We start from the raw sequence: 25,285 nt of genomic DNA, 5'->3' as shown, positions 1-25,285 counted from the left end.
CTCTATTTTTCTGAAAGGATAGGCCTAAATTTATTCAAGTAATCCGATAGGCAATGAACAATGATTTCAATGAACAGCCGTCAGGCCCTGAAAAAAAAGAATATAAATTTCTTTGGATGAGATTTAAAAAGCCGGAACGCGGAGAAGTTTATCAAAGCCTTTTTGGCATTATCGCAGTTGTAATTGGCGTTGGACTGGCAGCACTATTTCCTCAGAAAAATTGCACATGCGAGGATCAGATAACAGACCTGCGACTGGAAACACTGGCTCGTGAAGGTAATAAACAGGTCATGCACTACCAACGCGAGCGTGAAAGTGTCATTATTTGTGCCGCTAAGAGGGAAGAGCTCCTCAAAAAGCTTGAGCAAGAGAAAAGACGACATCCCAAAAAAGAAAATAGGCCCGATTGATTTGGGAAAAAATATTGAAATATGGTGGGTAGCACCTGTTTTCAGCCGCCCTTTCCGGGCGTCAAGTATAAAGCGCTAAGATAATCTGCCCAGAAGTTGATTAGATTATTGTTGCGGAAACCGGCAGGTGCTCGTAAGTTTTGACCGGACTTTATACAGGGGACGCAGGCGCAGCGATAAGCGCGTATATTTTTAGAATGGGCATGCAACAACCAGGTTGTTGCAAAATGGTAAATGTTAGGTAAAGACAGGAATTATGAAAACTTTAAGGGTAGCTATATGGCTTAAACGGATATCGGAAATAATTTTCCGAACCGGCCTTTCTGTGCTTGTAACTCTAATCCTTAAAATGATTAAGAAACGTCTAGCTGATGTAGAAGCGAAATTAGGTTCACCTGCATTAAGTAAGCCCAATACATCCCACGCCCAAAAGAGAATAGTTATTTATTTCCCACATGTTCGAAAATATGCGCTCTTCCCGGCGAGGCCGTGAGGCCTGATAAAAGGAAAAAGGCTGTCCAAAGCTGAACAGTCCTTTTTCGGAATGCCCGCCACAAGGGCCAGCAAAGTTTAAAATTCACTTAAAGGTAAGCATTTACCCTACTTAAATGCAACAGCCATATGGCAAAACTAAAAACAGTGGCCTTCTCATTGGTCACTTTAATCGGAATTTTCTTCGGCATTAATCATATAATGGCTGGAGAAAAAGAAAGCTTAGCAAAAAGAGCAAACCTGTGGTTTAGTGTTAATATCTCATCTGCGCCACAGACCAATCCAGCTAACCAGGCAATTCAGGATACCGGACATGCCGATCCAAATTGTGAGACCGGCTCAGATATATGTGAAGTTCAGTTAGATGTTACTGCACTTCCTCCTGGCTATAACTACTCTGGTAAAACAGTTCAGGACGTTCTGAACGACGGAGCTAGTTATACAGGTAGCGGCGAAACACCTGAATATACATTCCGTGATTAACATTTTTAAATTAAGCAGCCCGCAGACCGGGCTGTTTAATCCCTTATATTCTGCTCATATCCCCCTCTCTCAACTGCGTCGACAGGAATTGGCCAGGCATACCTATTGCTGTTGGGGTGGAGATAATAATCAACTGACCCTATTTTCCGTTGGAGTGTGGTAGCATATCTGGGCTCTTTATTCAGCCTTCTCAGATCTTCCCATCTAGTGCCCCTCATAACCATTTCTTTTCGCCTTTCGTTTATAATCCAGTCAAGTAGCTGATCTTTGTCAGAACTTGAAAGGTCGGTTAATGCGGTCTTTGTATATCTGTTCTGCCGAAGGTAATTTATATCACTTAACGCCTCTGTCAACCGGCCAGTTCTTGCATATCCTTCCGCACGTGCCAGATAAATTTCGTCGGTCGCAAATCCGGTGAAATGGAGGTTATTTCCTGTGTAGCTACCCATAAACAGCTGCTGCCCGTTAGTATTTGACTTAAAATAAACTTGTTTGCGGAGATCTCCCGGTTCGTAACTGCTTAGGAGGGATTCGTTTGCGTTGAAATAGCTGGCGTTCGTAATAAAAAGATTTGCCATACTGTTCATGAAAATCACTTCCGAATTACCGATGCCATTGGCCTGAAAGCTGTAATTTGGGGTGTTCACAAGCTTATTAAAATCGTTAAGTGATCTGTTAATTGTTAACGCCTTGGTTGTATACTCGATCACCTTTTCATAATCGCCCTTCTGAAGGTATAATCTGGACAATAAACTATATGCTGCTGCTTTACCGGGCCTGAAAATATTTAGTGGTCGTTCAGGTAATATTCGTTCGGCCTGTACAAGGTCCGAGGTAATCTGGTCATATGTTTGTTTTAGGGTCGATCTTTTCACATTCAACGTCACGTCACTGCTCAGCCGCAATGGAAGACCCATCTCATTCTCAGCGGTTTTGCCATTATAAACTAGACAGTATAGCTGTGCAAGACTATAGTAATTCAAGGCTCGATGGAATAATGCAGATCCTACCACCGCATTTTTCTTATCGGTGTTTACCGTATCGATTTTTTGCAGGCCTTCCAGAATCAAATTTGTAGAAAGGATTCTCAAAAAACCAATGTTCCAGTCAATGGTTGTCGTTTCTCCTCCTGAATAAATCTTGGCTGCCCACAGATAGGCATTCTTCTGATATAATGATTCCAAATCAACAGGGAATGCCTGATAAGCAGCCTCCTTTACGAAATAGTCGTCTGACCCTATTATGCCCAACGCATGGCAACTCGACTGATTCATCGTAACGGTGTTATCCAGCACGGCCTGAAAATCTTCAACAGATATCGGAACCCTCTGATGGATATCAGGTTTTACGTCCAAAAATTTATCCCCACAGGAAAGGAGTAAACTAGATAGTGCCAATATGATAAATGGGATTGTAATCTTCATATGTTTTCTCTTATCGTTTTTTGTTAAAAGGTTAGTTGCATTCCAAAAGCCACGGTCCCGGGCGGCGGATAGTCCGCATTGAAGTAATCCGGATCTATCCCAAACTTGTTCGCTTTCCAGATAATTCCGAGATTACTCAGGTAGCAATACAGCTTTGCGCTCTTGAAAGGAAGCCTCTGCTTCCTGTTTGTCATGGTGTAAGCTAGGTTAATATCCTGTAGCCTCACTGCATCACCTTTTGTTATCAATATTTCAGACTGTTGATAGAATTGGGATCTAGCCGAAACATTTGTTTGGCTCGCAGCAGGAACATTGGTCAGTAGTTCATCCCCAGGCTGTTTCCATCTTTTGAAATAGTCCATGTGGTAAACCGGGTTGCTAAGGTATTCCTGACCTGGACCGATCGAGGTACGTCTGAAAACATGCCCAGCCTTAAAGCTGATTATGGCGCTGAGCTGAAAATTTTTCCAGATGAGCGTATTCCTGACTGATCCAAATATCTTGGGCACTGAAGTTCCCGCATTAACAAGCTGTCCATAGGGGATATTGAGTATGTAACCCTCATAAACGGAGGCCTGGGTGGTAGGCATGCCATTGACGTATACTATTGGCATGCCGTCTGATGAGCTAAGTCCATTCCACGGGAGCGCATAAACCAGGTCAACCGACTTTCCCTGTTCAGGTATCTGGCCATTTATATAATTGATAGCGTATAGCTGTTTTGGAGCGCTCAGCCTTGTAATTTTGTTTTTGCTATGGCTGATGAGAATGGATGACTCCCATTTAAGGATACCGTTAATGTTTCGGGAGTTTAGTTCTATGTCCAAGCCTCTTGTATCCATGCCTGCGTAATTTATTTTGTAACCAGAGGTTAAGCCTATGCCGGTTGTAGGATCCAATGAATTACTTCCCAGTAAATCCTTTGCCCTTTTATAATAATACTCAATACTGCCACTGATGCGGTTATTTGCCGATTTAAAATCGAGGCCGAGATTAAGCGTATTAACCTGCTCCCATTTTAAAAACCTATTTCCCGGACTGTTCAGGGTGGCCTGCGGTAGCTGGGTAATTGCGTTCGTACTAACTGTAATCGTAGGGTATTGACTTTGAGTCTTGTCTACATTCCCAGCGCTTCCGTAAGTTGAACGCAAACGCAGATATGGCAGCCAGGAATCTGTTGGATACCAGGACTCTCTACTTATTTCCCAGCTGCTTCCTATCGACCATAGGGCTGTTCCTTTTTTGTTGCTCTCGACACCGAAAAGATTGCTTGCATCCCATCTGATGCTCCCGCTCAGGATATAGCGTTCAAGGAGAGTGTAACCCATATTGGAGAAATATGAAAGGAAACGGTCAGTAAATAGAGTGGGTTGGCCTGTGCCGATAGGAATAGGGGCACTTCCATTTGGCCTGGTCACAAAATTTAAAGTATAATCATAAACTGCGCTCCCTATCTGGGTATCTTTACTGAAATTGTATAATCTTGCTCCAGGAGACCCATTGGTAATGGTTTCTCTTATCTCAGCCCCGGCCAACAGGGTTATCCGGTGCCCGTTTGAATAGGCCAATGAATAGTCTGCCTGCAGCCTTCCGGAATTGGAATATTTTCGTTCGACAGTTCCATAGTCCATAATGCCTCCATAGGGAATCGCCCGGCTACCGTCCGCCTTGGTGTAACGGTTAATAAGATTTCTCACATAATACGTGTTAGGATCATAATAAATCTCATTTTTTGAATTTTGATCTACAAACTGATAGGTTGCATTAACATTCAGATCTTTTATTGGGCTATACTTGAGTCCGGCATTTATCCTCAGTAAGTCGTTGGAGATATTGTTATCTGTAAGGTTTATTTCGTCAAGTGGCCGGTACATCCAGTCCAAAAGGCCCTGCGAAATGGCATTCTCCCGGTACGCCTGTCTATATAAATTTCCGGTGGCTGCCGCATTTCCGTTATCATCTTTGAGACGGTCATAGATATTTGAAATGATCGAACTTCCTGAATAGCCGATATCCCTTAATGTCAGTCCGTTGGACCTTGATTTCTGGCTGCTGTAATAGATACTGCTGTTGGCTTCTAGAGTTTTAACGACTTTATAGGTATTCTGCAGGCTTACGTTATTTCTTACACTATTATTGCCAATTGTGTTGCTTTGATTTTTATCCAGCCCCGCCGACAAAGCAAACCTGTAGTTTTTTTCTCCACCGCTAAGGTTTACCGCATACTGTTGGGCCGAAGATCTTTGATAAAGAAAATCGGTAGCGTCCCTTCTCAGATCGCTCTGCATCATTATTCCCTGCTGTCTGTCAAATTCATTTCCGCTGATCAGATTATCCCTTTTTTTGATCAATAGCTCTACATAGGACGGAATCAGTGTCTGATTATTGATCGGATAAGTTCCCCTTTCAAAAAGCTGTTTTTGTATCGACATGACCAGATCCGTAGGCAAATAAGCCTGCCTATAAAAAAGGTCAGGTTTCTCCCCTACATTTAAACTGCTGGTAAAGGTGACACTAAGGGGCTGATTGAATTTTCCCTGTTTGGTATTGATCACGATCACGCCGTTACCTGCCCGGGCTCCCCATATACTGGCAGCAGCGGCATCTCTCAATACGGTAACGCTTTCAATGTCGTTGGGATTAATATTATTGATATCACCTTCAAAAGGGAAATTGTCCAGAACGATCAATGGCCTGGTATCAGCTAAAATGGTACTTAATCCCCTTACCCTCAATTCAGGTGGACCATTGACATTTTCGCCTGTCAGTTTTCTTCTGTCAAAAAGCAGTCCGTTGGTCACTCCCTCAAGCCTGGAAATCAGGTTTGGACTGACACTTCGGTTGATGAGTTTGTTGTCGATCTGGGTAAAGGACCCTGTGGCACGTTCTTTAGGTACCTGATAATAACCCGTGCTGATTTCTACCTCGCTCAGTATTTTTGAATCCGGTATAAGAACTATAGTATTGATATCTGCGGACCGCTTGTCGATTACGGCTTTTTTTAAGATGTAGCCAACGTGACTGACGGTAACCGTATCATTCTGTGGAAAAATGGACCTGTCAAAGCTACCATCCTTTCTACTTATAGCTGATATACCTGATTTTGACTTTATTGAGGCACCCTCGATGGGCTCATTGTCCGGGTTCTTAACAATTGTCCTCATCTGTTGTGCATAGACAGCTGAATACGAGAAGATGAACAGTATAAGGCATGCTGTAGTTATTGATTTCATTGTCTATCTGTTAGGTAAACCAATGGTTTTCATTGCCGAAGATTTTTTTCTGGTTTCTGTTACTACCAGGATGGGCACAAACTTATGCTCTATACTGACCGTCATCCCGTAGCGCGCCAGTTCTTTTCTGATCAATGAGAGATCGCCCCACATATTTTGTGGGAACTCAAAATAGCAAAGTAGACTTCTGTCTATGCCTGTACTATCGATTAAAACTGTTTCTGTGGTAAAACCATTATGGTTAATTGCCTTTAAACTTTGACCGAGCCGCATTAGGAAATGTTGTCCAAACGGCAGGTTGTTATGCCTCACAGTGTCATTATTAAGTCCCTGTGCAATTTTTGATTTTGTTAAGCCTTTAGTAAGTTTTTCAGTTGTCTCCTCTTTGCTCCCCGTTAATCGTAGGACCGCAAATTTCTGCATGGATTTTGTTTCGATATGCGCTTGGATGCCGAGGTATAGCCCGAAAAATTTATTAAGATCCCCCTGCATAATGTCTATGGCTTGTTCGGCGTCCAAGGCTGAGTGAAGCTTTAGATTATACCCAAACCAGTTTTTTTTAAGCCATGCTTCTTTTTCGGCAATACGGTTTGTTTTTTTAAGCTCAGGGAACTGCTTAAAAAGCCGGGCGCCAAGTTCCGGCCCAATGTTCCACTCAATTCCGTTTTGTATCGAAAACAACGAATGGATTTTTTTCTGGTACGCTGAATAGAAAAGTTGTTCTAGGGACTGGTTCCAGGCGAAAACAGTGGTTGAATCCTGGTTGGATATAAAGTCCAGTGGTTGGGGCTGTTGGTCAGGCATATATCTGCCAATGGAAGAGTGATCCGTTTTATACCAAATCCCTGCACCTCCATTTCCAGTTCTGAATAAGGCTTGCTGCGGATCGATTTTTCTTACATTGTGTGTGTTTACAAAATTGACGGCCTGACCTTTTAATAGGTTTTGTATGGTCTGTTTGGTTATGTAACCGTGTTTTGGCACTGCAATTAGCCGGCCATCCAATATCCAGACATCGCCCCACCCTGTAAGGTATTTATTAAAAACCTGCCTCTGGAAAAAGGTGTCTTTGACAACAGTGGGAAGATTCCATCCTCTTTTTTTCATAAATGAGGAAACAGATGCAATGTGCGATTGCGTCAGGAAAGGAAGGACCCGGACCTCGCCTTTAAAAGTCTCACTAAAAAGATTAAGTGAATCCATAGCTCTGATGCAAGGTGGACATTGTGAGCCCCAGAATTCTAGGATTATCAGCCTTGAATCTTTCATTTGGCCCAACGAAAAATTTTTCTGTTTTCCTTTCGGATCCTCTACGGTCAGAGGCATATCCCAAACAGTCTTTGGAATGCTATCTCCGATGGTTAGGGCCTCAAATTTTGATTCCTTGGTTTGCCCAAAAACTATTGGTGAACTATTTAAAATGAACAGGGTAAAATAGGCGGCTTTAGCCAGATTTCTTTTTCTTCTCTTTAGCTTTTCGTCGTTAATGTTTAATTTCTTAAATTGAAAAATTAATTTAAAGACTAGGTAGAGAAAGGATTGTGTTACCCTAATTTTTTGGCAAAGCATAGCCATCACGGCTATAATTATTGATTTTTCCATGAGTTTGGTTAGTAGATTGAAGAGGCTTGAAGTTTGTTAACGAGAAAACCAAGGCAGGTTATCATTAAAGAACCTATTTCTATTTACCATTCAGGTTACCTGCCTTTGGTTTTTCTCAAATCAAACAGGATTCTTAGGCTTTAATGCGTAAAGCCTATCAAAAGGATAGTAGTTGCTCAAGCTCATGTTGTTTTAAATTGAGTGGTTATGGTGTGTTAAAATTTAGGCAAAAACCAGCCCCACTGCATTTAAACATGCAGTTATGGGAAACCATATTTTTTATTCAGAAAAAGATACTTACCTTGGTAATTGCGATAACCTGAGTGCGTATACCTTTTGCTTTTTAAAACAAAGGGCTGGTACCAAGCTAAATTTAATCCTTCAAGAAATGTGTGCGCGCTCAAGCGCAGTAGCCTCTTGTTTTTGGACTATATTATACTTGGAATTCTAGCACGCGTTACGATGGTGAACAAATAACGTTCTTTAATAATAGTTGTAGGGAATAATTATGGATCACTTCCTGGAGATGATTCATTTTGATGGCGCTTAAATTTTTCGTTTTCATAAATGTTAATTTTTATGTAAAACGATGTAAACTCTACAGAGCAGAAGGCAAACCAGATTGGTATGAACCAATAAGGCGAAACTCAATGCTTTTGAAAGAGGTACCGTCAAGAACCGCTTAAGCCAAGGCTTAAGTTCCACAAAAGACTGACATGAGTTGCGCCCTATTGAATAATATATCACGAAGATAACAAAACTCAATAGATACGGCGAACTCACGATCGGCTCATGTGGAAAGTTTGACGGTTTTCTTTCATGAGAGACATCGTAAAAAGCAAGATATAACTCTTACTCTATTTGTCGCTATTAAACTAATTATTAAACAAATATAAATATTACTTGACTATTATGCAAGTTTTTATCGAGATAAAATGTCTAAGAAAATAAATGATATAGCAAAAGCCATTAAAGATTCGCCTCTTCAAGTTGCTGCGTTGGCATTATACCTAGACGTTGATGATACAACAATAAGCAAATGGAATTCAAATATTGCCCAGCCTAGTTTAAAACGCCTAAATGAAGTTGGTGAAATTTTAGAAGTTGATAATAAAGAGCTGCTTATTTCACAGCCAAGAAAACAGACAGGGCTTGCTGCCGCGTTACAAGTTGAATATAAAAGATTATTATCTATTGGATTGACCAAAAAAGTAATAATAAAAGATGATAATGGCGGCAATAAAGAGGTTAATAATCCGGAAATGGTAAAAAGATTGAGGGAGTTTGCTTCTAAATATGAAAATAATGCTAAACCATAAACAATTCTATTTCATCACGTGCCGATTACAAGAAGGATTAGATAACCAGCAAGCTCATATTTAAAATTAACCGTCTAATACAGACCGTCTGCTCTAAAAACAAGAGGCAGCAGCTAATAACTATAATTAAGTCTATTCGAGGAATTCCCTTCACAAAAATCCGCTCACGTCTGGTAAGATAGGCGATTCAGCCTATATGCATAGCCAACTATGACTGAATATAATTGATTTGCGGCCAGAAATCTACGCTACTGTTAACATGTTTGCCACAGATCCGGTAGTGATTTCTCATTATGATTTCCATTCTGAATTATCAACGATCATCTTTGTAACTTGGTTTGGAAAGAAATGCGCAAACTTGACCGCCTGATAACTAGCGGCCAAGTTTTTTTACTGCATTTTCAAAATCCCTAACCGCTTTATTGGCATTCTGGATGCCTTTGCGTGTGGCACTGTTTTTATCTTCCAGTGAAATATCCGTTTGGCATCCGCGGCAATTTATGGTTGCCTGTGAGGCAACCTTTCCAAGCGCAATAGGATTAGTTTTACCACATTTGGGACAATTAAGGTTAATTGTGCTTTTACTAAGATCAAACATAATTAGTCTTTTTATATAACACTTACTGATGCGTTGATCCGCCCACTAGAGCTACCCAGATCTATCGCAAGATACCATTGTCCGCCATAAGGTGGTTTCACTACATACGGAGAAACCGTAGCCCTACCACCGAAGTACTCGTGCTGCCTGCCGTTTCGATACGCCTGAAAGTTGGTGTAGTCCATCAAACGCACATTTGCTTGTCCGTTTAGTACAACCCTGACTGCATCCTGCGAGCCAAGGTTGAATTCATATTTCAAAAAATTCATATCTTATTTTGTTTAACCTCTTGGTGGAAATGGGTCGTTCCCGTAACTGTTTCGCTCCCTGATCCTACCGTTCTCTCCGTGTATGAACACTTCTGAATTTTGGTTCTTTGCAATTTCTGTTGCGGCCTTATTTGCCTCTTTTTGGGTATCGGTCACCACGGTTGCCCTGCTGTTTCCCTCTCCTTTAACTGCCCATCCGTTTTCGTGCGGTACGACATGTTGATTTTTTCCTTTTGACATTTTTTTGGATTTAAATTATAACTTTATAACAAAATTAAAGCTCTCCTACGTAACCAGTTTGCGTAGTAAAAAAATAAATATGGATCATCAGCATGCCTACAGGCGGTACATGGAAATCGACCGCTGTTTAAACTCAAAAAAGAAATACTGGACCAAGCAGGAATTATTACAGGCACTAAGGGACAAGGATTTCAATATATCAGAAAGTACACTGGAAAAAGACATTAAAAATATGCGCTGGGAGACCTCTCTTCCTTTTCAGAATGCACCGATCACCTACATCAGCAAGACCAGGCCCTATCACTACTCAGAAGAGTTTGCCATTTCCATTCCTGTAGACGAGGCAGAAATCCACGCGCTTGACGTAGCGGTCAGGACACTGAACCAGTTTAGGGATATCGAGTACTTTAGCCAGTTTGCCGGAGCAGTAGATAAAGTGATACGTTTTGTAAAGCAGGTGAAAGTGAATCTACAGGAGAATAACCAACCTTTTATTCTGTTTGAAAAAGCACCCTATTTAAGAGGTTATGAGTATTTGGACTACATCCTGAATGCAATAGAAAGTAAAAGATGCATCCAGGTGGATTATCAGGTATTTGGACAGGAGCAATATTCGGTAGAGTTGCACCCCTATTTTGTAAAGGAATTCCACAATCGCTGGTATGTGGTCGGTTACCTGAAGGAAAAGGACGATTTGCGCACTTATGCCCTTGACCGCATCCAGCAAATTACCCCCTGTTCAACATCATACGTAACAAACAGCTTTGCTGATCCCGAACTCTATTTCAAAGATTGCATAGGGATCAACTTTATGAATCGAAAAATTGAGAAGGTTTGTTTACTTTTTACCCCATATCAAAGTAATTATGTCAAGACCCAGCATCTGCACCGCTCCCAAAGAATCCTCAGCGATGATGTTAATGGCCTTCTAATCGAACTGGAAATCATCGTTAACCACGAACTCAAGATGCTCATTATGAGCTTCGGAGATCAGGTCAAGGTTATTGAGCCTCCCCTTCTTGCCAAGGAGATCGCCTCGATCAGTGTCCGAGTTGTGAAAGCCTATCGTGCCAGTCCTCAAAAATCATCACCATAGCCAGGGTATCAAGTTCACAGTAGCGTAGTAGTGATCGCCTAATGTGCGCCTGCTCCTCTGTCCCCATTGTCGAGAATTGCATCCGTGCATAAGCGACCATTGCTGCCCCGCCTTCATTGATCTCCATAGCCTCATCCAAGACAAGTTCATCGAGCATATCCTGGTCAACATCCGAAAAAACCGGTTCAAGCAGTTTGTAGGGATTGACCACAGTGCCATTTTCATCATATTTAATCCAAGTGTGATCGCTGAAGTTCAAACTGGGAATCGATTGCCCATAAATAGGATAACCATACTTGGCTTTTAAGAAGTCACTGTTATTCAATACGGCAGGTAAAATTGCCTTTATGGAATTTGAGCCGTTACATTCAATGGCAAAATAATATTTTTTCACCCAATCCCAAAGATCTATCATATCACGCTCCCCTTTCCATTTTGAGCTACTGCTACTAGTCGAATGAGTGATGGTCTGTATCCACGCACATAGCTCGGGAGCATCGGCTTCCCCCGAGACGCGGAGCTGTTCATAGATCTTGGTGAGGATATTGTTTTCATGATTTGAATAGCGAAATATCTTACCTCCGTCGTTCTGTAGCGTTGCCTTGAGCTTACGGACAAAATCAAAATTGGGAAAATGCCCCTTTTTATCATTCAACCATTCAGCCTTATGTTGTAGTTCGCCATTTTCGTAGAAAATATGGTGGGAAAACTGGAAAGCCACCTGCTCATATGGACTTCTTCCCTTATTAAAGGGAATGGCTACAGCAGTGGTCTCAAAATCGATAAAATGCAGTGGGTAAATGAGCTTTTTGAATTCGGCATCCAGGCCCTCAACATCAAAATGGATTTCAGGGCTAACCTCAGAAGATTTAACAATCTGCATCCACTGCCTATCAGTACGGCTCATACCAGGATCCTGATGAATTTTTGCGCTCGCACTTTCCAGGTCTGCTCTTTCCAATTGCGAAAGGAAGTATTTACCCTGATCTATAAAAGCATCTTTTTTTAGAAAAAACCATAAATCCAATACATGGGGTTTATTGAAATCTTTCTCCGTAAATTTTGCTCCGCGCTGCCAACATTCCTTATATCCATCCTGCATACCTACCAATTTTAATGTAGGGACAACCTTGAATTCGCATTTTCCACACCGTGCCTGTAGTTTATCCTGAACGAGTTCATCCTTTTGGTACGCATCCGCATAAAAATGGATCAATTGAATAAAACTCTTGGCGTCGTTATCAAAAAAAGGTGCGCTGCTATACAAAGACTCACAAATGTCGTCAACATTGATCGAGCAGAGTATCTGCTCACCCAGTGATGCCTGCTCAATGCTTTCAGGCATGTCAATTTCAATACGGTTTGCAGTTTTTTTTATGACAAATAATTGGTTGAGACCATCAACGGATGCTTTCTTGCTCTTATCAGCAAGGGTCAGATAGGCTGTTACCGAAAGGTTTGGCCAGCTTTTTTGTATAACATATTTCTGAAAAGCAACATCATAGACATATGGTTTCCATTTTGCCACAATTCCCCTGCTGTTTGTTAAGCTGTCCTTACTATTATCATAAGATTTGGCTTTAACCTCATAAAGAGACAGTTGCTGGCCTTTTTTGACAACGACATCAGCACGGATGAAAAGGTTCTGAAAACGAAAGGCAGCTTCATAGATGACTATATTTTCATGCAAGAGCAGTTCATTAGTTCTGGCAATAGAGGTTTCGTAGTCAAGCTCAGCTATATTGGTTCCGCCTGGAAAATAGCACTTCGCCAGCTCGCCCACCTGATAACCTCCCTCAGCCAGTGCAACGAGAAATGTATCGTTCAATTTTTGATCTGGATATTCCTTCTTGCCTGTGTAAAACAGTTTAGTTGAACATTCCAAAGCCAGTTTGAAACGCGATTTTGTTAGATAGCGTTGAGTATTCATAATTGCGAGCGTTATTGATTTCCAATTTAAGCATTATTCCATAATAACCAATACATTAAGGAGATAGATTAATTAAATCTTCATTTCAATATTAAGTGTTTCCTGTAATTATATTACAGATAGCCCTATCCTTCTGTGTAAACTCACGGATGGTTGTTTTGGCCAGGGGAGAATAATAACTTCAGCATACAACCGGACCTTTTTATGCAACTAAATATCCTGAGGATCAATTTGTACCGTATAGCGTTTAGCACCGACATCGTGGGCTTTCCTTCTTCCAACTTTCTCTGTTTACAGGCTTTAAGTTCCGGAACATACCGACAAGAAAGCATGGCACAGATACGCAGTAGCGTCTTCATGTTTCTATTGGCCAACATCGAGACTTTTGCTTTTCTCATCACCGCCGTTTCAGAAGAGATCTCGAAGGGAGCAACCCCGGCATAACAAGTGAATTTTTTCAAGGAGGTAAAGTTTTTGAATTCGTTGGTCGTGATCAGGATCATAAGTGCAGTGATCTAGCCAACGCAGTGTATGGACATCATGATCTCCATTTTGCGCTGACAGTCGGGATCGGCCTTCCAGAGGTTTTCGATCGCTGTTTCAACCTTGCTAATGTCTACATTGGTAGCAAGGATAGTCTCCCTACAGAGAAATTTCGCGAGATCAGCAAATCTTTCTTGTTCCAATTTTATGGGGAGGTTGGAAATCAATTAAAGTGTATAGTGATTTCTTTAAAACATTCCCTAAACTTGCCAGAAATTATTGAACCACTGGCCTACCTTCAATATAATGATGGGCTGAGTTGTTATGAACATCATTTCAAAACGGTTAGTAATCTGTTTATCCCTTCTTCTAAATAAGCCTCTGGCATTCACTAATTTTTTGAGCAAATGCAAAAGCCCAGTTAAAAACTTATCCACAGATATTGATTTTATCGCTACACAATTTATTACACCATTTTTTGTCGCTTTTATTTCTTAATTATTTTTCTCAGAGGGGCCTATTGTTTGGGTAATCATATACCATGGGTAGATCCTTCTGCTGGTTGCCTAAAGTTAATTCCTGAAACTAAAACGTTCAATCAGGCTGATATTCTCCTTAAAGATTTTCATCATGATGTTTTCAAAGTCCTGTAAAATGGCACCATCATTGATCAATGGCTCCAGCGGACTGGATAAATACAAGGAGCTATGTTTTTGTATGAAATCCTTAAAAAATGTTCTGTCCGTTTCTGCGGACACAAGTTTGAAAAAATCATTATAATGTTCTGGCATTCCAGTTAGTACAGCAAGCAAGAACATGATGGCTTGATAATCATTAACATGATTGTTTCCTAGCTTAAGGTTTCCATGGGAACGGATAATTCGGTACATGTTTACATAACGTTTGATCGCACGTGGAGAATTAGGGATCAAGAAACCAAGACGCTTCATAAAGTCTGTTTCTTCTTCAGTAATTACCAATAAGCCCATCTCTGTTGCGCTTTCGGATAGATTTTGAGGAGTAGTCCTTGTTGCCGCGCCCGTACTTTCCGTCATTTCATCATTGGGCTCTTTTGAGAAGGCTTTATCTTCTCCTTCATCATTACCCTGTGTTGTAGTTCTACTTTGGTCAATGGAACGCTGTTGAGAGAACTGGGCGCTGATAAGGTGTTCAAAGCCATTCTGGTCAACTGGCATCAGACGAAATGGAATCTGGAAGATCTTTTCAAGGTAGGCTGCAGGACTTATCATTATCTTATCATCGGGGTCAGATTCCCCATTATCACTAATAAGGTCTTTGAAACGGAGCCGTAATGCTTTTTCCATCCATCTTGGATCAACACCAACTATAACAACAAAGAGCGGAAAAGCGAGTAACAGATGCATAGCCTCTAAGACTTTTACCACCGTCTGCGCATCGCAACGGTCCAGATCATCTATATATAGTACGATGCGGTCAATTTTAAAGGTATTTTTATCATCGGCAATCTGCTCATTTTTTTCAATAGCGACCTCATGTTGCTGCTTAAGCAGGTAATCTAGCATCTCAAAATCCTTTCGGATCCAAGAAATTATTCCCAGACTGCTCAAGTAACGCTCATCGACAACCTTGCTTTCGATAAAGGAAATTACTTTTTTTCCAGTTTTGATATCGGTGAGTTCAGCTTGGAGCAACTGCTTTTTTACCTCCAAGTGGTTCTGTTGTTCTTTGAGCGCAGCCTGTTCGGTCTGTTTGGCAATAAGTTCGCTCTGCAGTTTTGCTCTTTCTTCAGCGTATTTTTCTTCCTCCTGTTTCCTAAGAACTTCTATTTTTTCGCTCAGAGAGGTGAGCCGCCTAGATATTTCTTGAACTACTTTTACTGCTGGTCGAATGAGAACGAGTAGTTGGCCGCCAAAGCCGATCAATAAGAACATATAAGGACGTAATCCATCGTAAAATTCCTTCAGGTCTTTTTTGAAATACCATGCAGCCAGTGTTGCCAGTAGGATAAGTCCGCTAAAAATGATTGCCCAGGGCAGTTTTCCTTTCTTGAATACATAGAGTTGTTTTACTGTTTCAGTGACCTTTCCAATGCTTGTATGGATCTCTCTGGCCTGCAGCTGAAGTGCGTCAATATCTTCGTATTGACCAACATCTGAGATTTCCTTTAATTTGTCCAGATCCGCTTTGACGATCGGATCAGAAAAGACAGCTTTTCCAATACGGAGCAAACTGACTTCCTGGAGCTTATTTATCTTTTCTTTTATAATGTCCTCATTGGTTTTCACCCGTTGGGAAAGTTGATGTATGGCCAAAGAGGCCTGGTCCTGCTTGGCTTGGTTCTCCTGAATTTGCTGGGTGGTAGAACTTAGATTCTGATAGAGTTTTTCCAACTGGGATGGATCTTTGCTTTTTCCGTACCTGTCCAATTCCTCGAATATCCTGCTACTCAAGCTGGCCCACAGGTTGGCATCAGAATAGTGCCAAGAGTTGAACCTGATGGAAACTACTTCTTTACAAAAAATAGGGGAAGATGACTGGGCAAGGCGCATGATCTCCTTTTCCAGTTTGAGCATAAAAAAGCTTTTGCCACTGCCCCAGTTCCCAAACAGTCCTATTGATAACGGTGGATTGACCTCTGTATAGGCAATCACAGCAGCCATTGCCCGAACATCTTCCATGATCCCCAACTGGTCGTTCTGGGAGCCATCTTCATGGTCAGAACTGATGTGGGTCAATTGTCTCATCTGCTGTTGGGGAACCGGCCTTGGTCCACGTGCTTCTAAGAGTTTCTGGGCTATTTTTCTTTCTAATGGATATAGTTTCTCCCTTGATTCATAATTGAGCCTGTTAGCAAAAGGAAGGTGCTGGAGTTCTGTTACCGGTATGGGCGGATCAATTACTTCATCTAATACGAGCTGAAGTTCGATCGTCTTCTCCATAGTGTGCTGAATTTTACCTTCAAGGAGAAAGGTAGCCACTAGTTCATTTTGAGTATCCATGGCAAAGGAGAAAATGATATCACCAGGCATCACGTTTGCAAAGTGTTCGAGATCTTCTTGGTTTTTGCCCTCGTGGTGGGCAGAGCTGAAGACATACTCTTGCCCGGTAAAAAAACTCTTGATTGGCCAGTTTTGATCATTGATTTTGATTAGCCAATAACGAGGCTGTTTTGCCCCATTTTCCAATTTATCTGATGATTCTACGTCTTCTTGGGAGTGCAATTCCGGTAGCGGTTCATGGCGGTCCAAATAATCCGTTATAAGTACCGATTGGGATAGGATACTTTTTTGACTGTTGAGGCGGATAAAATCGGTTCCCTGGTGACGAGTTGGCAATTCGGCATCATAAAGTAAAATCAGAACATTCTTTTTGTTTTCAGAAAGATATTGGAGTTCTTTTCCAAGTTCAAGTTCTTCATTAAAGAAATTGCTCCTTGCCGATTTTGGGGTTAGTAGCGCTATCAGACTGTCAAACTCGAGCTCCAGTTTCATGTTCTGTTCCACATCACCTCCAAGATTGAGCATGTGATGATCAATTACCTCAAAGCCATTCTGGGCAAGTAGGGATTTGATATCTTTAGCTATAATTTGATCACTGTTATCATAGGCAAGGTAGATGGTAGACCTTTTTTGAGGTTGCATTGTTGGCATTGGATGAGAGGTTTTGCTAAATATCCGATTTTTTTTTGAAATCATTAATTCCATTTCCGGTGCTCTCAAGACAAAGTGATCTCATTTCATACTTTTTTTGCACGAAAACCGCGGTTGAAATCGTCGAACTTTTATACCATCGGGAAAGGATGTAATCCGAGACCCTTATCACCAAATGCGTTAAAATACTTATAATTTCAGCGTTTGAGCCTGAGTTTTTCCGCAGTTAAAGGGTAACGGACAGCGTAAATTTCTGTTCTTACCGCCAGCAGATCATTATAATAGTCCTGTTTTTTCAGAAACTGATCAATATCGTCATGGCTCAGACTATAATCTTTGCTGTTAAAAAGTAGATCCGCTATATCCGAAACCGCTGCCCAGACCACTTCGTTAAGAAAAAAATCAAATGCCAATAAAAAAACATTCCACTGGGCATATGTAGGATTTTGTCTAAAATGATATGCTAAGGCTGCTATTTGCTCTTTAAACCTAGCATAATCTAAATCACCCCCATTAGCATCCAAATAAGATGCATCATCTGGAAATTTGCTCTTATTTACCTTAACAAAATCCGTCCCGTGCTTTAAGATTGTGTTTGCACAAATCCCCGAAATCATAATCAGGGCAAGTTGATCCTTGTATTCTAGTGTATAGCCATTTGCCCCTTTTCCTTTGAACTTAAACCCACCATTCCAGGACTGGTCCAAGATGCTTTTATCAAATGTGATAAACTCTAACAAAAAATTATCCTGAAACATATAGGCCATTAGATAATGGGCAGCCTCATGGGTACAGGTCCTAATCGAAACTTGCATAGTATCATTATTTGCTGGTTGTGGTGCTGGGTTGTTTTTCAAAAACCATGAGCTGATTTTTCTAAAGATTGAGCGCATAAGCGCCAAATATATATTAAAAATCTCAACCCTACCACCCCAGGCAAAGCCATGTCGAATTTGTTTACATTGATTTGGCTGGCGATGGCAACGAATTATCCGATTCTCTTTTTACCCTTACCTTACTTACAGCTTGCCTTTCACTGATCTTCTTCAGCTCCGTTTCCAAAACTTTTGCAACCTCATTTTTGATCTTCTGGTAATTTTCATTGATATTCTCTGCACTCACCTTTCTTACCACCGGGGAGAAGAAAGCCGGGCAAGACCGATCTTAGCCGAGGCAATCTGCCCTTCAAGTTGCGATTGGACATTATAAGGGAAGCCCATGAAAAAGGTCTAGGGCTGTCCAAGAACACCTTTCTTCACCTGATCCGAAACTCAGAATATTGTGGAAGGACAGAACTAGTGGCCTACAAAGATGAACCAGCTTTATTGATCAAGGCGCTGCATGAACCCATTATCACAGAATCACTGATCTGCCATTACGTAATTTTTAAAAAGCCCCAAATGCAACAGGATGCTGATCGGTAGCGCGTCACGTGGCAGAACCCGGTATAATTTGTATTACCACTGCACTTCCGCCTGCGGGGTAAGGTACCCAACAGATGAAGTTAATAATGCTTTTTTGGACGGAATCGCCCTATTTATGCCAAGACCGGGATATGCAGAACTATTCGTAGCAGCCATTACAGATGCCTATAACAATAAAACCGAGACAGTTTACGATGAAAAGAGAGCCATGACAAAAGAAATCGGTGAACAGAACTGGTATATTGACAGAGCAAGCGATCTATTGATGCTGGACAAGATTGAGGCAAAAGAGTTCCGCAGGATCAAAGAGGAAAGTAATGAGAAAATTAGCCAACTGGAAGCCAAGCTGACAGAGATTTTGATAAATAGTGATGAAGTGATGGACATGACATCGATTGCCTCTATGGCGATCGAAAATCCGGCTTTGATCAATAAATTTTAAGATGAAGCATCCATTCCAGGCAAAAAATATCTAGTAGGGCCACATTTTTCAGAAAAATTGACTTATGCCGATGGGGTACATCGAACCACAAGAATGAATCATGCGGCGGAGCTTATCTATTTGAAAAACAAGGCTATATGGATAAACGGGCAATGCCAGTCCCAGAAAAAATCAAAATGTGGATGATTTAATCGAACTAGGCCGATTTTCAAAAATTCTTAAAAAAGAAACGAAATCCAATATTGGATTTCCAAATCTAAAATCTGCGGTCTAATGGACTAACCTACTAGGCACGATTTTTACGTGCCTGGATTTCTTCATTCCACTTATCAATCGGGTCTATGTAGCCTTCAGGAAATGGACTATTTTTCATGATTTTAAAATATGCCATTATTGGTGTGTAATTATTTTTCCAAAGCGTGATTAAATCTAAATTGGTCTGTTGAGAGGCGACTTCCATCGATTGTCTTAGAATTTCATTTGAATTAAGTTTAAATTCGTCAACATACCTCTGATTGAGGACCTCGATCATGGCTATTGCAATATACAACAACCTGACCATAGGATGCGGGTGTCTACCTTTTTCCAAATTAAAATCTGTCAGGTCATTCGGATAAATTGCGATGCTTTGCGTTAAAATTGGGACAAGAAAAAGGGCCAGAAGTTTGCTCAGAATATCTTTTTCAATTTTGCCGAAAATCCCCTTTGCATATTGTTCAATGTGTGAGCTTAGCAAAAGTGCAGAAAACTCATCGGCATTGAGTTCAAGTAAATGTTTATTAGCATCATATTCATCCTGTTGTGAACTGACCATGATTTACGTTCAACCCTTTTCCTGCCGCTGAATGATATGTGCAAACTCGTGGTAGAACGTAAAGTGTTGCACTGACTGAAAAAAAAGAGTAGATGGAGGGTTATCTAGTTGTTTCAGAAAGTCGGCAAGTTCAGTTCGTTCGATAGCCTTTTTTATTTCATCCTCTTTTTCCTTTAACTTTATTTGTTTTATTAGTAACCCACCGTTCCAGACAATCAGCCCCCTTTCCTCATAAACACCGGCTTTCGCATTTTCACTATGTTCCGAGCTGAAAATCAACCCTAATGGGATTTTAAGGTATATTTTATGATGCTCAATAGTTCGCAGATAAAATTCGGCAGTTTCCAAAAGTGAGTCCCTGTAATCATCATTAAATTCAAAATACATCAAATTATCTACGGTAACTGTGGGGTGCCCAAAAGGTAGCAGGCTATGCTGATATTCATTAAATTCTTGAAAGTTCATTGTTTGTTTTGAGAGTTTAGCTTTCCATTTTCAAGTAGAGCCTGATTTTTAACCTCGGCTATAACTAAGACAAGATAATAATGAAATCTGAGTTAATGGATATTTAAAATATCATAGCATCCTACACATACTGATATTCAAACTTTAAATCTAAAAGTTATTGCTCTGTCTCATCAACCCTATGCAACTGTTAGTGAGAAGCACTATTTTCCTCGGAAAATAACCCAGATTGATCCTAACCATCCTCTTCCGTTTTCTTAAGTCCAGATTGAAACTCCATTTCTACATACTCCTTAAAATCAACCGAACTGAGTTTACCCAAAAGTTCGAGATATTCTTGTTTGATCTGCATATCAAGATGCGGATTTTCTAATACAACTCTAGCAAGCTCTAGAGGATCTTCAAACATATCCAATACCTGGGCATGAATAGAAACCCTCGTCTTTTCCCGGATATCCCGCTGAATACTAAATTTTAAAAACTCCGCCGGGTCTTTGCTTGTGAAATATACCTTCATCCTTTCCACCAGCGCAGGTTCAAACCTCCAATCCTTAGCACGCCCCACCAGCGAATCATAACTGAAATATTCCCTTGCCCCATAAAAGATCCATAACACATCTTCATTAAGACCGTGACTGCTTTCGGCATAATTACTGAAATAGGATAGCTGATGGGCAGCCAGCTCCTCATTTGAAAGCACAAAGCCTCCGCCCTTTTCTTTTATATGAAAAATCAATTCATTCTCAAAAAGATAAGGCGCTATAGCGACAGAAAATAGACTATCAATAAAGTCTTTATATCCCGATGGATTTCTCTTATAGAATTTATCAGTGATCGAATTATGGTAATTAGAAATCTTACCAATCAGTGATTCATAGTTAAACCTGAACATGCCTTCCTTTTCGACAAATGTCCGTCCAAAGGCAAAGATCCAGCGGATCACCTGTTCAAACTCCATTTTATTTTTAAAACCTTCCTCTTGCAGTAGCCTGGTCATCAAATGCTTATGCAGGTTATAGCTCGCGCTGTATTGCATGAAGGCAACCATATTACCTGGACTTTTAGCCGCCTGGTATTCATTGTCCGAAAGATCGGTCTGCGAGAGGCGGTAGCGGAAGTAAATCTCAAAATACAGTGGGTAGGATATCGAATTTTTCGCATCCGGGCGGCTATACCTGCTTCCATTAAATAAGGCTTGAAAAAGTGCATCCACCAGTTCAATATCGTCGGCTGACAACTTACTCATTCCCTGAAGATATTCCCGGAATACTGTTATTCCTTCGGTACGATCTTTAAAACTTTTCTCCTTCGCCATACGCGGAGAAAAATGTTGCTGATGGCTGGCCATTAGCGGCTGCTCGTATAAAAAACGGTCATGATGGGTATAGATCAGATCATATATTTCCGGGAAACGGAACTTAATCAGTTCCAAAAGCAAGAGACATTGAAAATCGACTTCTTTGCCTATTAATTGATAGGCAATTTTAAAGGTATTCAGAAACCTAACTACATCCCTGCCCTGACGGAGTACATCGCCATAAGCTCGGCCATAAATATCTTTGAAACCAAATGGAATCATCTCTTTTTCAAACACAGCATAGTGTTCTTTACCAAGAATAACTTTTAGCCCATTACTAAGAGAAGAAAGCAAATCATCTGCTTCGCGTTTGGGAAGTGGGATTTCTAGCTGGAAAATCTTATCCAAGTAATCCCCGGCCGAATCATTAAGCGATTCAATTCCGCGCTTAACATAGCTCTTATCATAGCCAACCAAATACACAACATTGGAAAAATCAGCCGTATTACGGATTAACTTGAGTACTTCAATAATTTCCGCCGGGTAAAGCCTGTCCAGATCATCTATGGTTACAACCACCTTTCTGCCGGTGGCCCCTAGCATTTTATTGATCTGTCGATACTCCCCAGAACTCTGCACCCCACCGTGGCTCCTAAAAAAACCAAGCCAGTTGAGCAGCGAAAGTGATCTGGTATCAAAACCGGCAAGCCTGCGACCGTAACTATAAATCAGTGAAGATATTTTCAGATCCACGCTGGCGATACGCGATGCTAAAAGATCAAAAAATTCCTTGCGGATCATCTGTGGATCCGAAGCGCTCCACGGATCAAAGATCACTTGAATCACGTCCTTATCTTTCAGTTCAAGATTAATCAGGTTCAAAAAAGAGGTTTTCCCACTACCATAATTTCCTAGAATTCCGATGGCAAAAGATTTTTCGTTTCTAGTGCCTAAAACTAGCCTTGCAATCTCAGCAGCAGCCTCTTTGCGGTGAAAATGATCCTGGTCTGTAGAACTTACGGTATTGTCTTCAATAAAACCAGCTGTCGAAGCTTCCCCTTCCAACTGTTCCGCTGTCCCAGTGAATAAGCAATTCGTTAAAACCGTAAGTGCAACAAAGCCAAATAAAAGATCAAAATAACCAATGGCTGGAAAAATTGTCAAAGTTTTGAATATCCAAAAACGATTCCATCTTTCAGCCAGGTAAAACACCGTAATAAAAAGCAGGCCCCGAAGCAGAAACTCCCGGTTCAAATGCCTCGCCAGCCAAAAACTGGCCGCAACCAAGACCCCAATCAACAAAAGATCCTGATAAAATCCACTCTCAAAATAGGAAAATATAGGCCCTACCAATAACGAATTTAGCAGATTAGAGATAGGGATCCTGAAAAAAAACATGATCAGAAAACAGACTGCCGCAGCAAGCAGCGGAAAGCTATTGAATTTAGATTTAAACATCGAGCATCTCAAATATAACCAAAATAACCACTAATATTTTAAAATAGAAACGTTAGAACATGAATCCTTGCTCCAATTCTCACAGGTACTGAATTTTGGTCTAGTCAAAAATTGGGGATCTCGGGAATAGTATCCACCTTTTTTCACTTTTTTAATTCAAAGGCTAAAAGGTAAATTCAGAGCTTCATTATGTGTAACCACTTTAAAATCGCTTAGAGATTTTTTTAACCAACCTTATGTTGGGTTACCAAAAAGATATTTTTTTATATTGATTTGTCTAGTCTATATATCTTCAGTAAACCCAACCTTACGGTTTCTCATGCCTATATACATCAACAGATGAAGATTCTTCCTTCCATAGGTTCATCATTCGTTCATCTTTGACTACTTGATTCGACCTGATTAATAGACCAAAGATTGGGAAGGTGAGTGAGAAAAAATCCGACAAATGTCGGGAAATGAAAAACAGCGAAACCATTGTGAATTTGAGTTGCGATTACTATTACCTAGATTTGTTTGAAAGGGAAAACACAATGAAATTATCAGTTGAAGAAAAATGTATCTGTATTGAATGTATTGGAGAAAAATTTCTCCAATCAGCCGTTGAAGCTGAGGGAACTGTTGTAGAATGTTCCTATTGTGATAATACGGATATCAATGGCTGCACACTCCCTGAACTTGCAGACCGGATAGATACGGCGTTTGAAGACCATTATATCCGATCTTCTGAAACCCCGCCTGATAATTGGTCGATCTGGCAACTTAAGAACCAGGAATATGAGCCTGCCGGAGAACCTATCGTTTATGCTATCATGGATGCAGCGGTAGTTGGATTGGAAGTTGCAACCGATATTCAGCTGGTATTGGCCGAAAAGCATGACAGCAGGTCGCCTGATGATTTTGGTGAAACCTTTGAGTACAATGATGATTCGCATTATGACAGTAAGAACCCAGATGACCAGGAGTGGCAACAACGATGGGCGGAATTTGAAAACAGCCTACGGACCAGAAATCGTTTTTTTAGCAAGGAGGGTGCCACGCACTTGGCAGCAGTCTTTAACGGTATTGAACACCTGAACACCCACGACCGTCGCCCAGTTGTTAAATTGATAGGACCTGAAACCAACATCACACACCTCAATAGGGCAAGGGGCTTTCAAGCTGATCTTAAGTTAAAGGCTGCTTTAGAATCACCAGATGTTGAACTAGGTCCACCTCCACCGCAATATGCCACAGCTGGCCGCATGAACCCTGCTGGAATTTCCATGTTCTACGGAGCAACCAATGCCCTGACTGCACTTGCCGAAGTTCGTCCTCCAGTGGGAAGCAATGTCTCGGTGGCAAAATTTGAAATCCTAAGGCCACTGAAAATGCTCGACCTTAGCGCACTTACCTATAATGTAGCAAAAGGAAGCATCTTTGATCCAGCTTATGCGGACAAGCTTTCTCAATCTATGTTCCTTAGAAAGCTCAGCTATCGCATGACCAAACCGGTCATGCCTGACGATGAAAACTTTGAGTACCTATCTACCCAGGTAGTAGCGGATTTTATAGGTTCTGAACTGGAGTTCGACGGAATCATCTTTCCTTCAGCCCAGTCTGCCAATGGACTTAACGTAGTCCTTTTTAACAAGGCCTCAAGGGTAAAAAAGATCGACCATGTAGCAGGAACGATTGTTGTTGCCGAACTGTCCGAACGGGAGGATGATTTGGAAATACCTTCCTACAGTGTGACCAAATGGATTCCAAAGGAAACAGAGCCAACCGATACGACCAGGGATGATGCCTCGCGATTGCTTTTCGGACATCCCTATATACCAATCGATCCCGACCCGAGAACACTTTCCCTAGCAATAGATGTCACTTCGATTACCGTCGAACATATCAACAAAGTGGAGATCAAAAGTACGAGCTTTGAGGTCTGGGACCGTAATTGGGAGGCGCCTAGTAAAGCTTCCGGTTTCGAAATTACCGATGGCAAGACCTTTTAACTGGATCAATCCTGTTCAAGTATCTCTAGAAGCAATAGCTTTAGTTCGTCCAAAAAATTCGTTTGGCTTAGGTTTTTCCCTTCTTTTAATATCCCAGCCACAAACGAGAACATGGAAAATTATTTTAAGAATTAGCCATTTCTGCTTTAAGCTTAAGATGTGTAATAAAACAAATTCGTTAAT

Annotated in this window: 20 protein-coding genes; 6 read left to right on the top strand and 14 right to left on the bottom strand. The window is 41.0% G+C overall.

Going from position 1 to position 25,285, the window contains the following annotated elements:
- Positions 1 to 53 precede the first annotated feature (53 nt).
- Both AC3ITD_RS18200 and AC3ITD_RS18195 read left to right on the top strand, forming a co-directional pair.
- Entirely contained in the window at positions 54 to 410 is a 357-nt protein-coding gene (locus tag AC3ITD_RS18200) for a hypothetical protein (RefSeq protein WP_489361881.1), read from the top strand.
- 621 nt (positions 411 to 1,031) lie between these two features.
- Entirely contained in the window at positions 1,032 to 1,385 is a 354-nt protein-coding gene (locus tag AC3ITD_RS18195; RefSeq protein WP_441900827.1) for a hypothetical protein, read from the top strand.
- Between the two features lie 35 nt (positions 1,386 to 1,420).
- On the opposite strand, the gene AC3ITD_RS18190 is transcribed toward AC3ITD_RS18195, so the two are convergent.
- Genes AC3ITD_RS18190 through AC3ITD_RS18180 form a run of 3 tightly spaced genes read right to left on the bottom strand, consistent with a single transcriptional unit; the run spans position 1,421 to position 7,644 of the window.
- Complete coding sequence (locus AC3ITD_RS18190; protein ID WP_489361878.1) at positions 1,421 to 2,809, bottom strand: RagB/SusD family nutrient uptake outer membrane protein; 1,389 nt, start codon at positions 2,807 to 2,809, stop codon at positions 1,421 to 1,423.
- A 23-nt stretch (positions 2,810 to 2,832) separates the two neighbouring features.
- Positions 2,833 to 6,042, bottom strand: coding sequence for a SusC/RagA family TonB-linked outer membrane protein (locus AC3ITD_RS18185; RefSeq protein ID WP_489361876.1), 3,210 nt, complete (start codon positions 6,040 to 6,042; stop codon positions 2,833 to 2,835).
- 3 nt (positions 6,043 to 6,045) lie between these two features.
- The gene (locus AC3ITD_RS18180; RefSeq protein WP_489361874.1) at positions 6,046 to 7,644 is read right to left on the bottom strand and encodes a TlpA family protein disulfide reductase; all 1,599 of its coding nucleotides are present in this window, start codon (positions 7,642 to 7,644) and stop codon (positions 6,046 to 6,048) included.
- Between the two features lie 935 nt (positions 7,645 to 8,579).
- Between AC3ITD_RS18180 and AC3ITD_RS18175 the strand changes: the two genes are divergently transcribed.
- Positions 8,580 to 8,963: a hypothetical protein gene (locus AC3ITD_RS18175; RefSeq protein ID WP_489361872.1), complete on the top strand. Its 384-nt coding sequence runs from the start codon at positions 8,580 to 8,582 to the stop codon at positions 8,961 to 8,963.
- A gap of 373 nt (positions 8,964 to 9,336) precedes the next feature.
- Here the strand turns inward: AC3ITD_RS18175 and AC3ITD_RS18170 are convergent, their stop codons facing one another.
- From AC3ITD_RS18170 to AC3ITD_RS18160, 3 genes are read right to left on the bottom strand one after another with little or no spacing between them, the layout of a single operon-like run.
- Positions 9,337 to 9,561, bottom strand: coding sequence for a hypothetical protein (locus AC3ITD_RS18170; RefSeq protein ID WP_489361870.1), 225 nt, complete (start codon positions 9,559 to 9,561; stop codon positions 9,337 to 9,339).
- A gap of 11 nt (positions 9,562 to 9,572) precedes the next feature.
- Positions 9,573 to 9,830, bottom strand: coding sequence for a DUF1883 domain-containing protein (locus AC3ITD_RS18165; RefSeq protein ID WP_489361868.1), 258 nt, complete (start codon positions 9,828 to 9,830; stop codon positions 9,573 to 9,575).
- 12 nt (positions 9,831 to 9,842) lie between these two features.
- Positions 9,843 to 10,070, bottom strand: coding sequence for a DUF2188 domain-containing protein (locus AC3ITD_RS18160; RefSeq protein WP_489361866.1), 228 nt, complete (start codon positions 10,068 to 10,070; stop codon positions 9,843 to 9,845).
- Between the two features lie 109 nt (positions 10,071 to 10,179).
- On the opposite strand from AC3ITD_RS18160, the gene AC3ITD_RS18155 reads away from it, so the two are divergent.
- On the top strand, positions 10,180 to 11,166 hold the full coding sequence (locus AC3ITD_RS18155; RefSeq protein ID WP_489361864.1) for a helix-turn-helix transcriptional regulator: 987 nt from the start codon (positions 10,180 to 10,182) through the stop codon (positions 11,164 to 11,166).
- On the opposite strand, the gene AC3ITD_RS18150 is transcribed toward AC3ITD_RS18155, so the two are convergent.
- From AC3ITD_RS18150 to AC3ITD_RS18130, 5 genes are all read right to left on the bottom strand, one after another.
- A complete protein-coding gene (locus tag AC3ITD_RS18150) occupies positions 11,111 to 13,096 on the bottom strand; it encodes a DUF2779 domain-containing protein (RefSeq protein ID WP_489361862.1) in 1,986 nt (661 codons plus the stop codon). The two genes, AC3ITD_RS18155 and AC3ITD_RS18150, sit on opposite strands and share 56 nt — an antisense overlap.
- A gap of 143 nt (positions 13,097 to 13,239) precedes the next feature.
- Complete coding sequence (locus tag AC3ITD_RS18145) at positions 13,240 to 13,599, bottom strand: transposase (protein WP_489361860.1); 360 nt, start codon at positions 13,597 to 13,599, stop codon at positions 13,240 to 13,242.
- A 552-nt stretch (positions 13,600 to 14,151) separates the two neighbouring features.
- Positions 14,152 to 17,280, bottom strand: coding sequence for a P-loop NTPase fold protein (locus tag AC3ITD_RS18140; RefSeq protein ID WP_489361858.1), 3,129 nt, complete (start codon positions 17,278 to 17,280; stop codon positions 14,152 to 14,154).
- 128 nt (positions 17,281 to 17,408) lie between these two features.
- Positions 17,409 to 18,068: a hypothetical protein gene (locus AC3ITD_RS18135; protein ID WP_489361856.1), complete on the bottom strand. Its 660-nt coding sequence runs from the start codon at positions 18,066 to 18,068 to the stop codon at positions 17,409 to 17,411.
- 100 nt (positions 18,069 to 18,168) lie between these two features.
- The gene (locus AC3ITD_RS18130) at positions 18,169 to 18,333 is read right to left on the bottom strand and encodes a hypothetical protein (RefSeq protein ID WP_489361854.1); all 165 of its coding nucleotides are present in this window, start codon (positions 18,331 to 18,333) and stop codon (positions 18,169 to 18,171) included.
- Between the two features lie 288 nt (positions 18,334 to 18,621).
- On the opposite strand from AC3ITD_RS18130, the gene AC3ITD_RS18125 reads away from it, so the two are divergent.
- Complete coding sequence (locus AC3ITD_RS18125) at positions 18,622 to 19,077, top strand: hypothetical protein (RefSeq protein ID WP_489361852.1); 456 nt, start codon at positions 18,622 to 18,624, stop codon at positions 19,075 to 19,077.
- A gap of 286 nt (positions 19,078 to 19,363) precedes the next feature.
- Here the strand turns inward: AC3ITD_RS18125 and AC3ITD_RS18120 are convergent, their stop codons facing one another.
- The 3 genes from AC3ITD_RS18120 to AC3ITD_RS18110 form a co-directional block, all read right to left on the bottom strand.
- Positions 19,364 to 19,891, bottom strand: coding sequence for a hypothetical protein (locus AC3ITD_RS18120; protein ID WP_489361850.1), 528 nt, complete (start codon positions 19,889 to 19,891; stop codon positions 19,364 to 19,366).
- 9 nt (positions 19,892 to 19,900) lie between these two features.
- Entirely contained in the window at positions 19,901 to 20,356 is a 456-nt protein-coding gene (locus AC3ITD_RS18115; RefSeq protein WP_489361848.1) for a hypothetical protein, read from the bottom strand.
- A gap of 235 nt (positions 20,357 to 20,591) precedes the next feature.
- The gene (locus tag AC3ITD_RS18110; protein WP_489361846.1) at positions 20,592 to 23,111 is read right to left on the bottom strand and encodes a KAP family P-loop NTPase fold protein; all 2,520 of its coding nucleotides are present in this window, start codon (positions 23,109 to 23,111) and stop codon (positions 20,592 to 20,594) included.
- Between the two features lie 485 nt (positions 23,112 to 23,596).
- On the opposite strand from AC3ITD_RS18110, the gene AC3ITD_RS18105 reads away from it, so the two are divergent.
- Complete coding sequence (locus AC3ITD_RS18105; RefSeq protein WP_489361844.1) at positions 23,597 to 25,102, top strand: RES family NAD+ phosphorylase; 1,506 nt, start codon at positions 23,597 to 23,599, stop codon at positions 25,100 to 25,102.
- Positions 25,103 to 25,285: the final 183 nt, after the last annotated feature.

The sequence above is a fragment of the Pedobacter sp. KH_004 genome (assembly GCF_057840755.1).
Note: the sequence above shows the minus strand (reverse complement) of the source record. Positions and strands in the feature narration are given on the sequence as shown.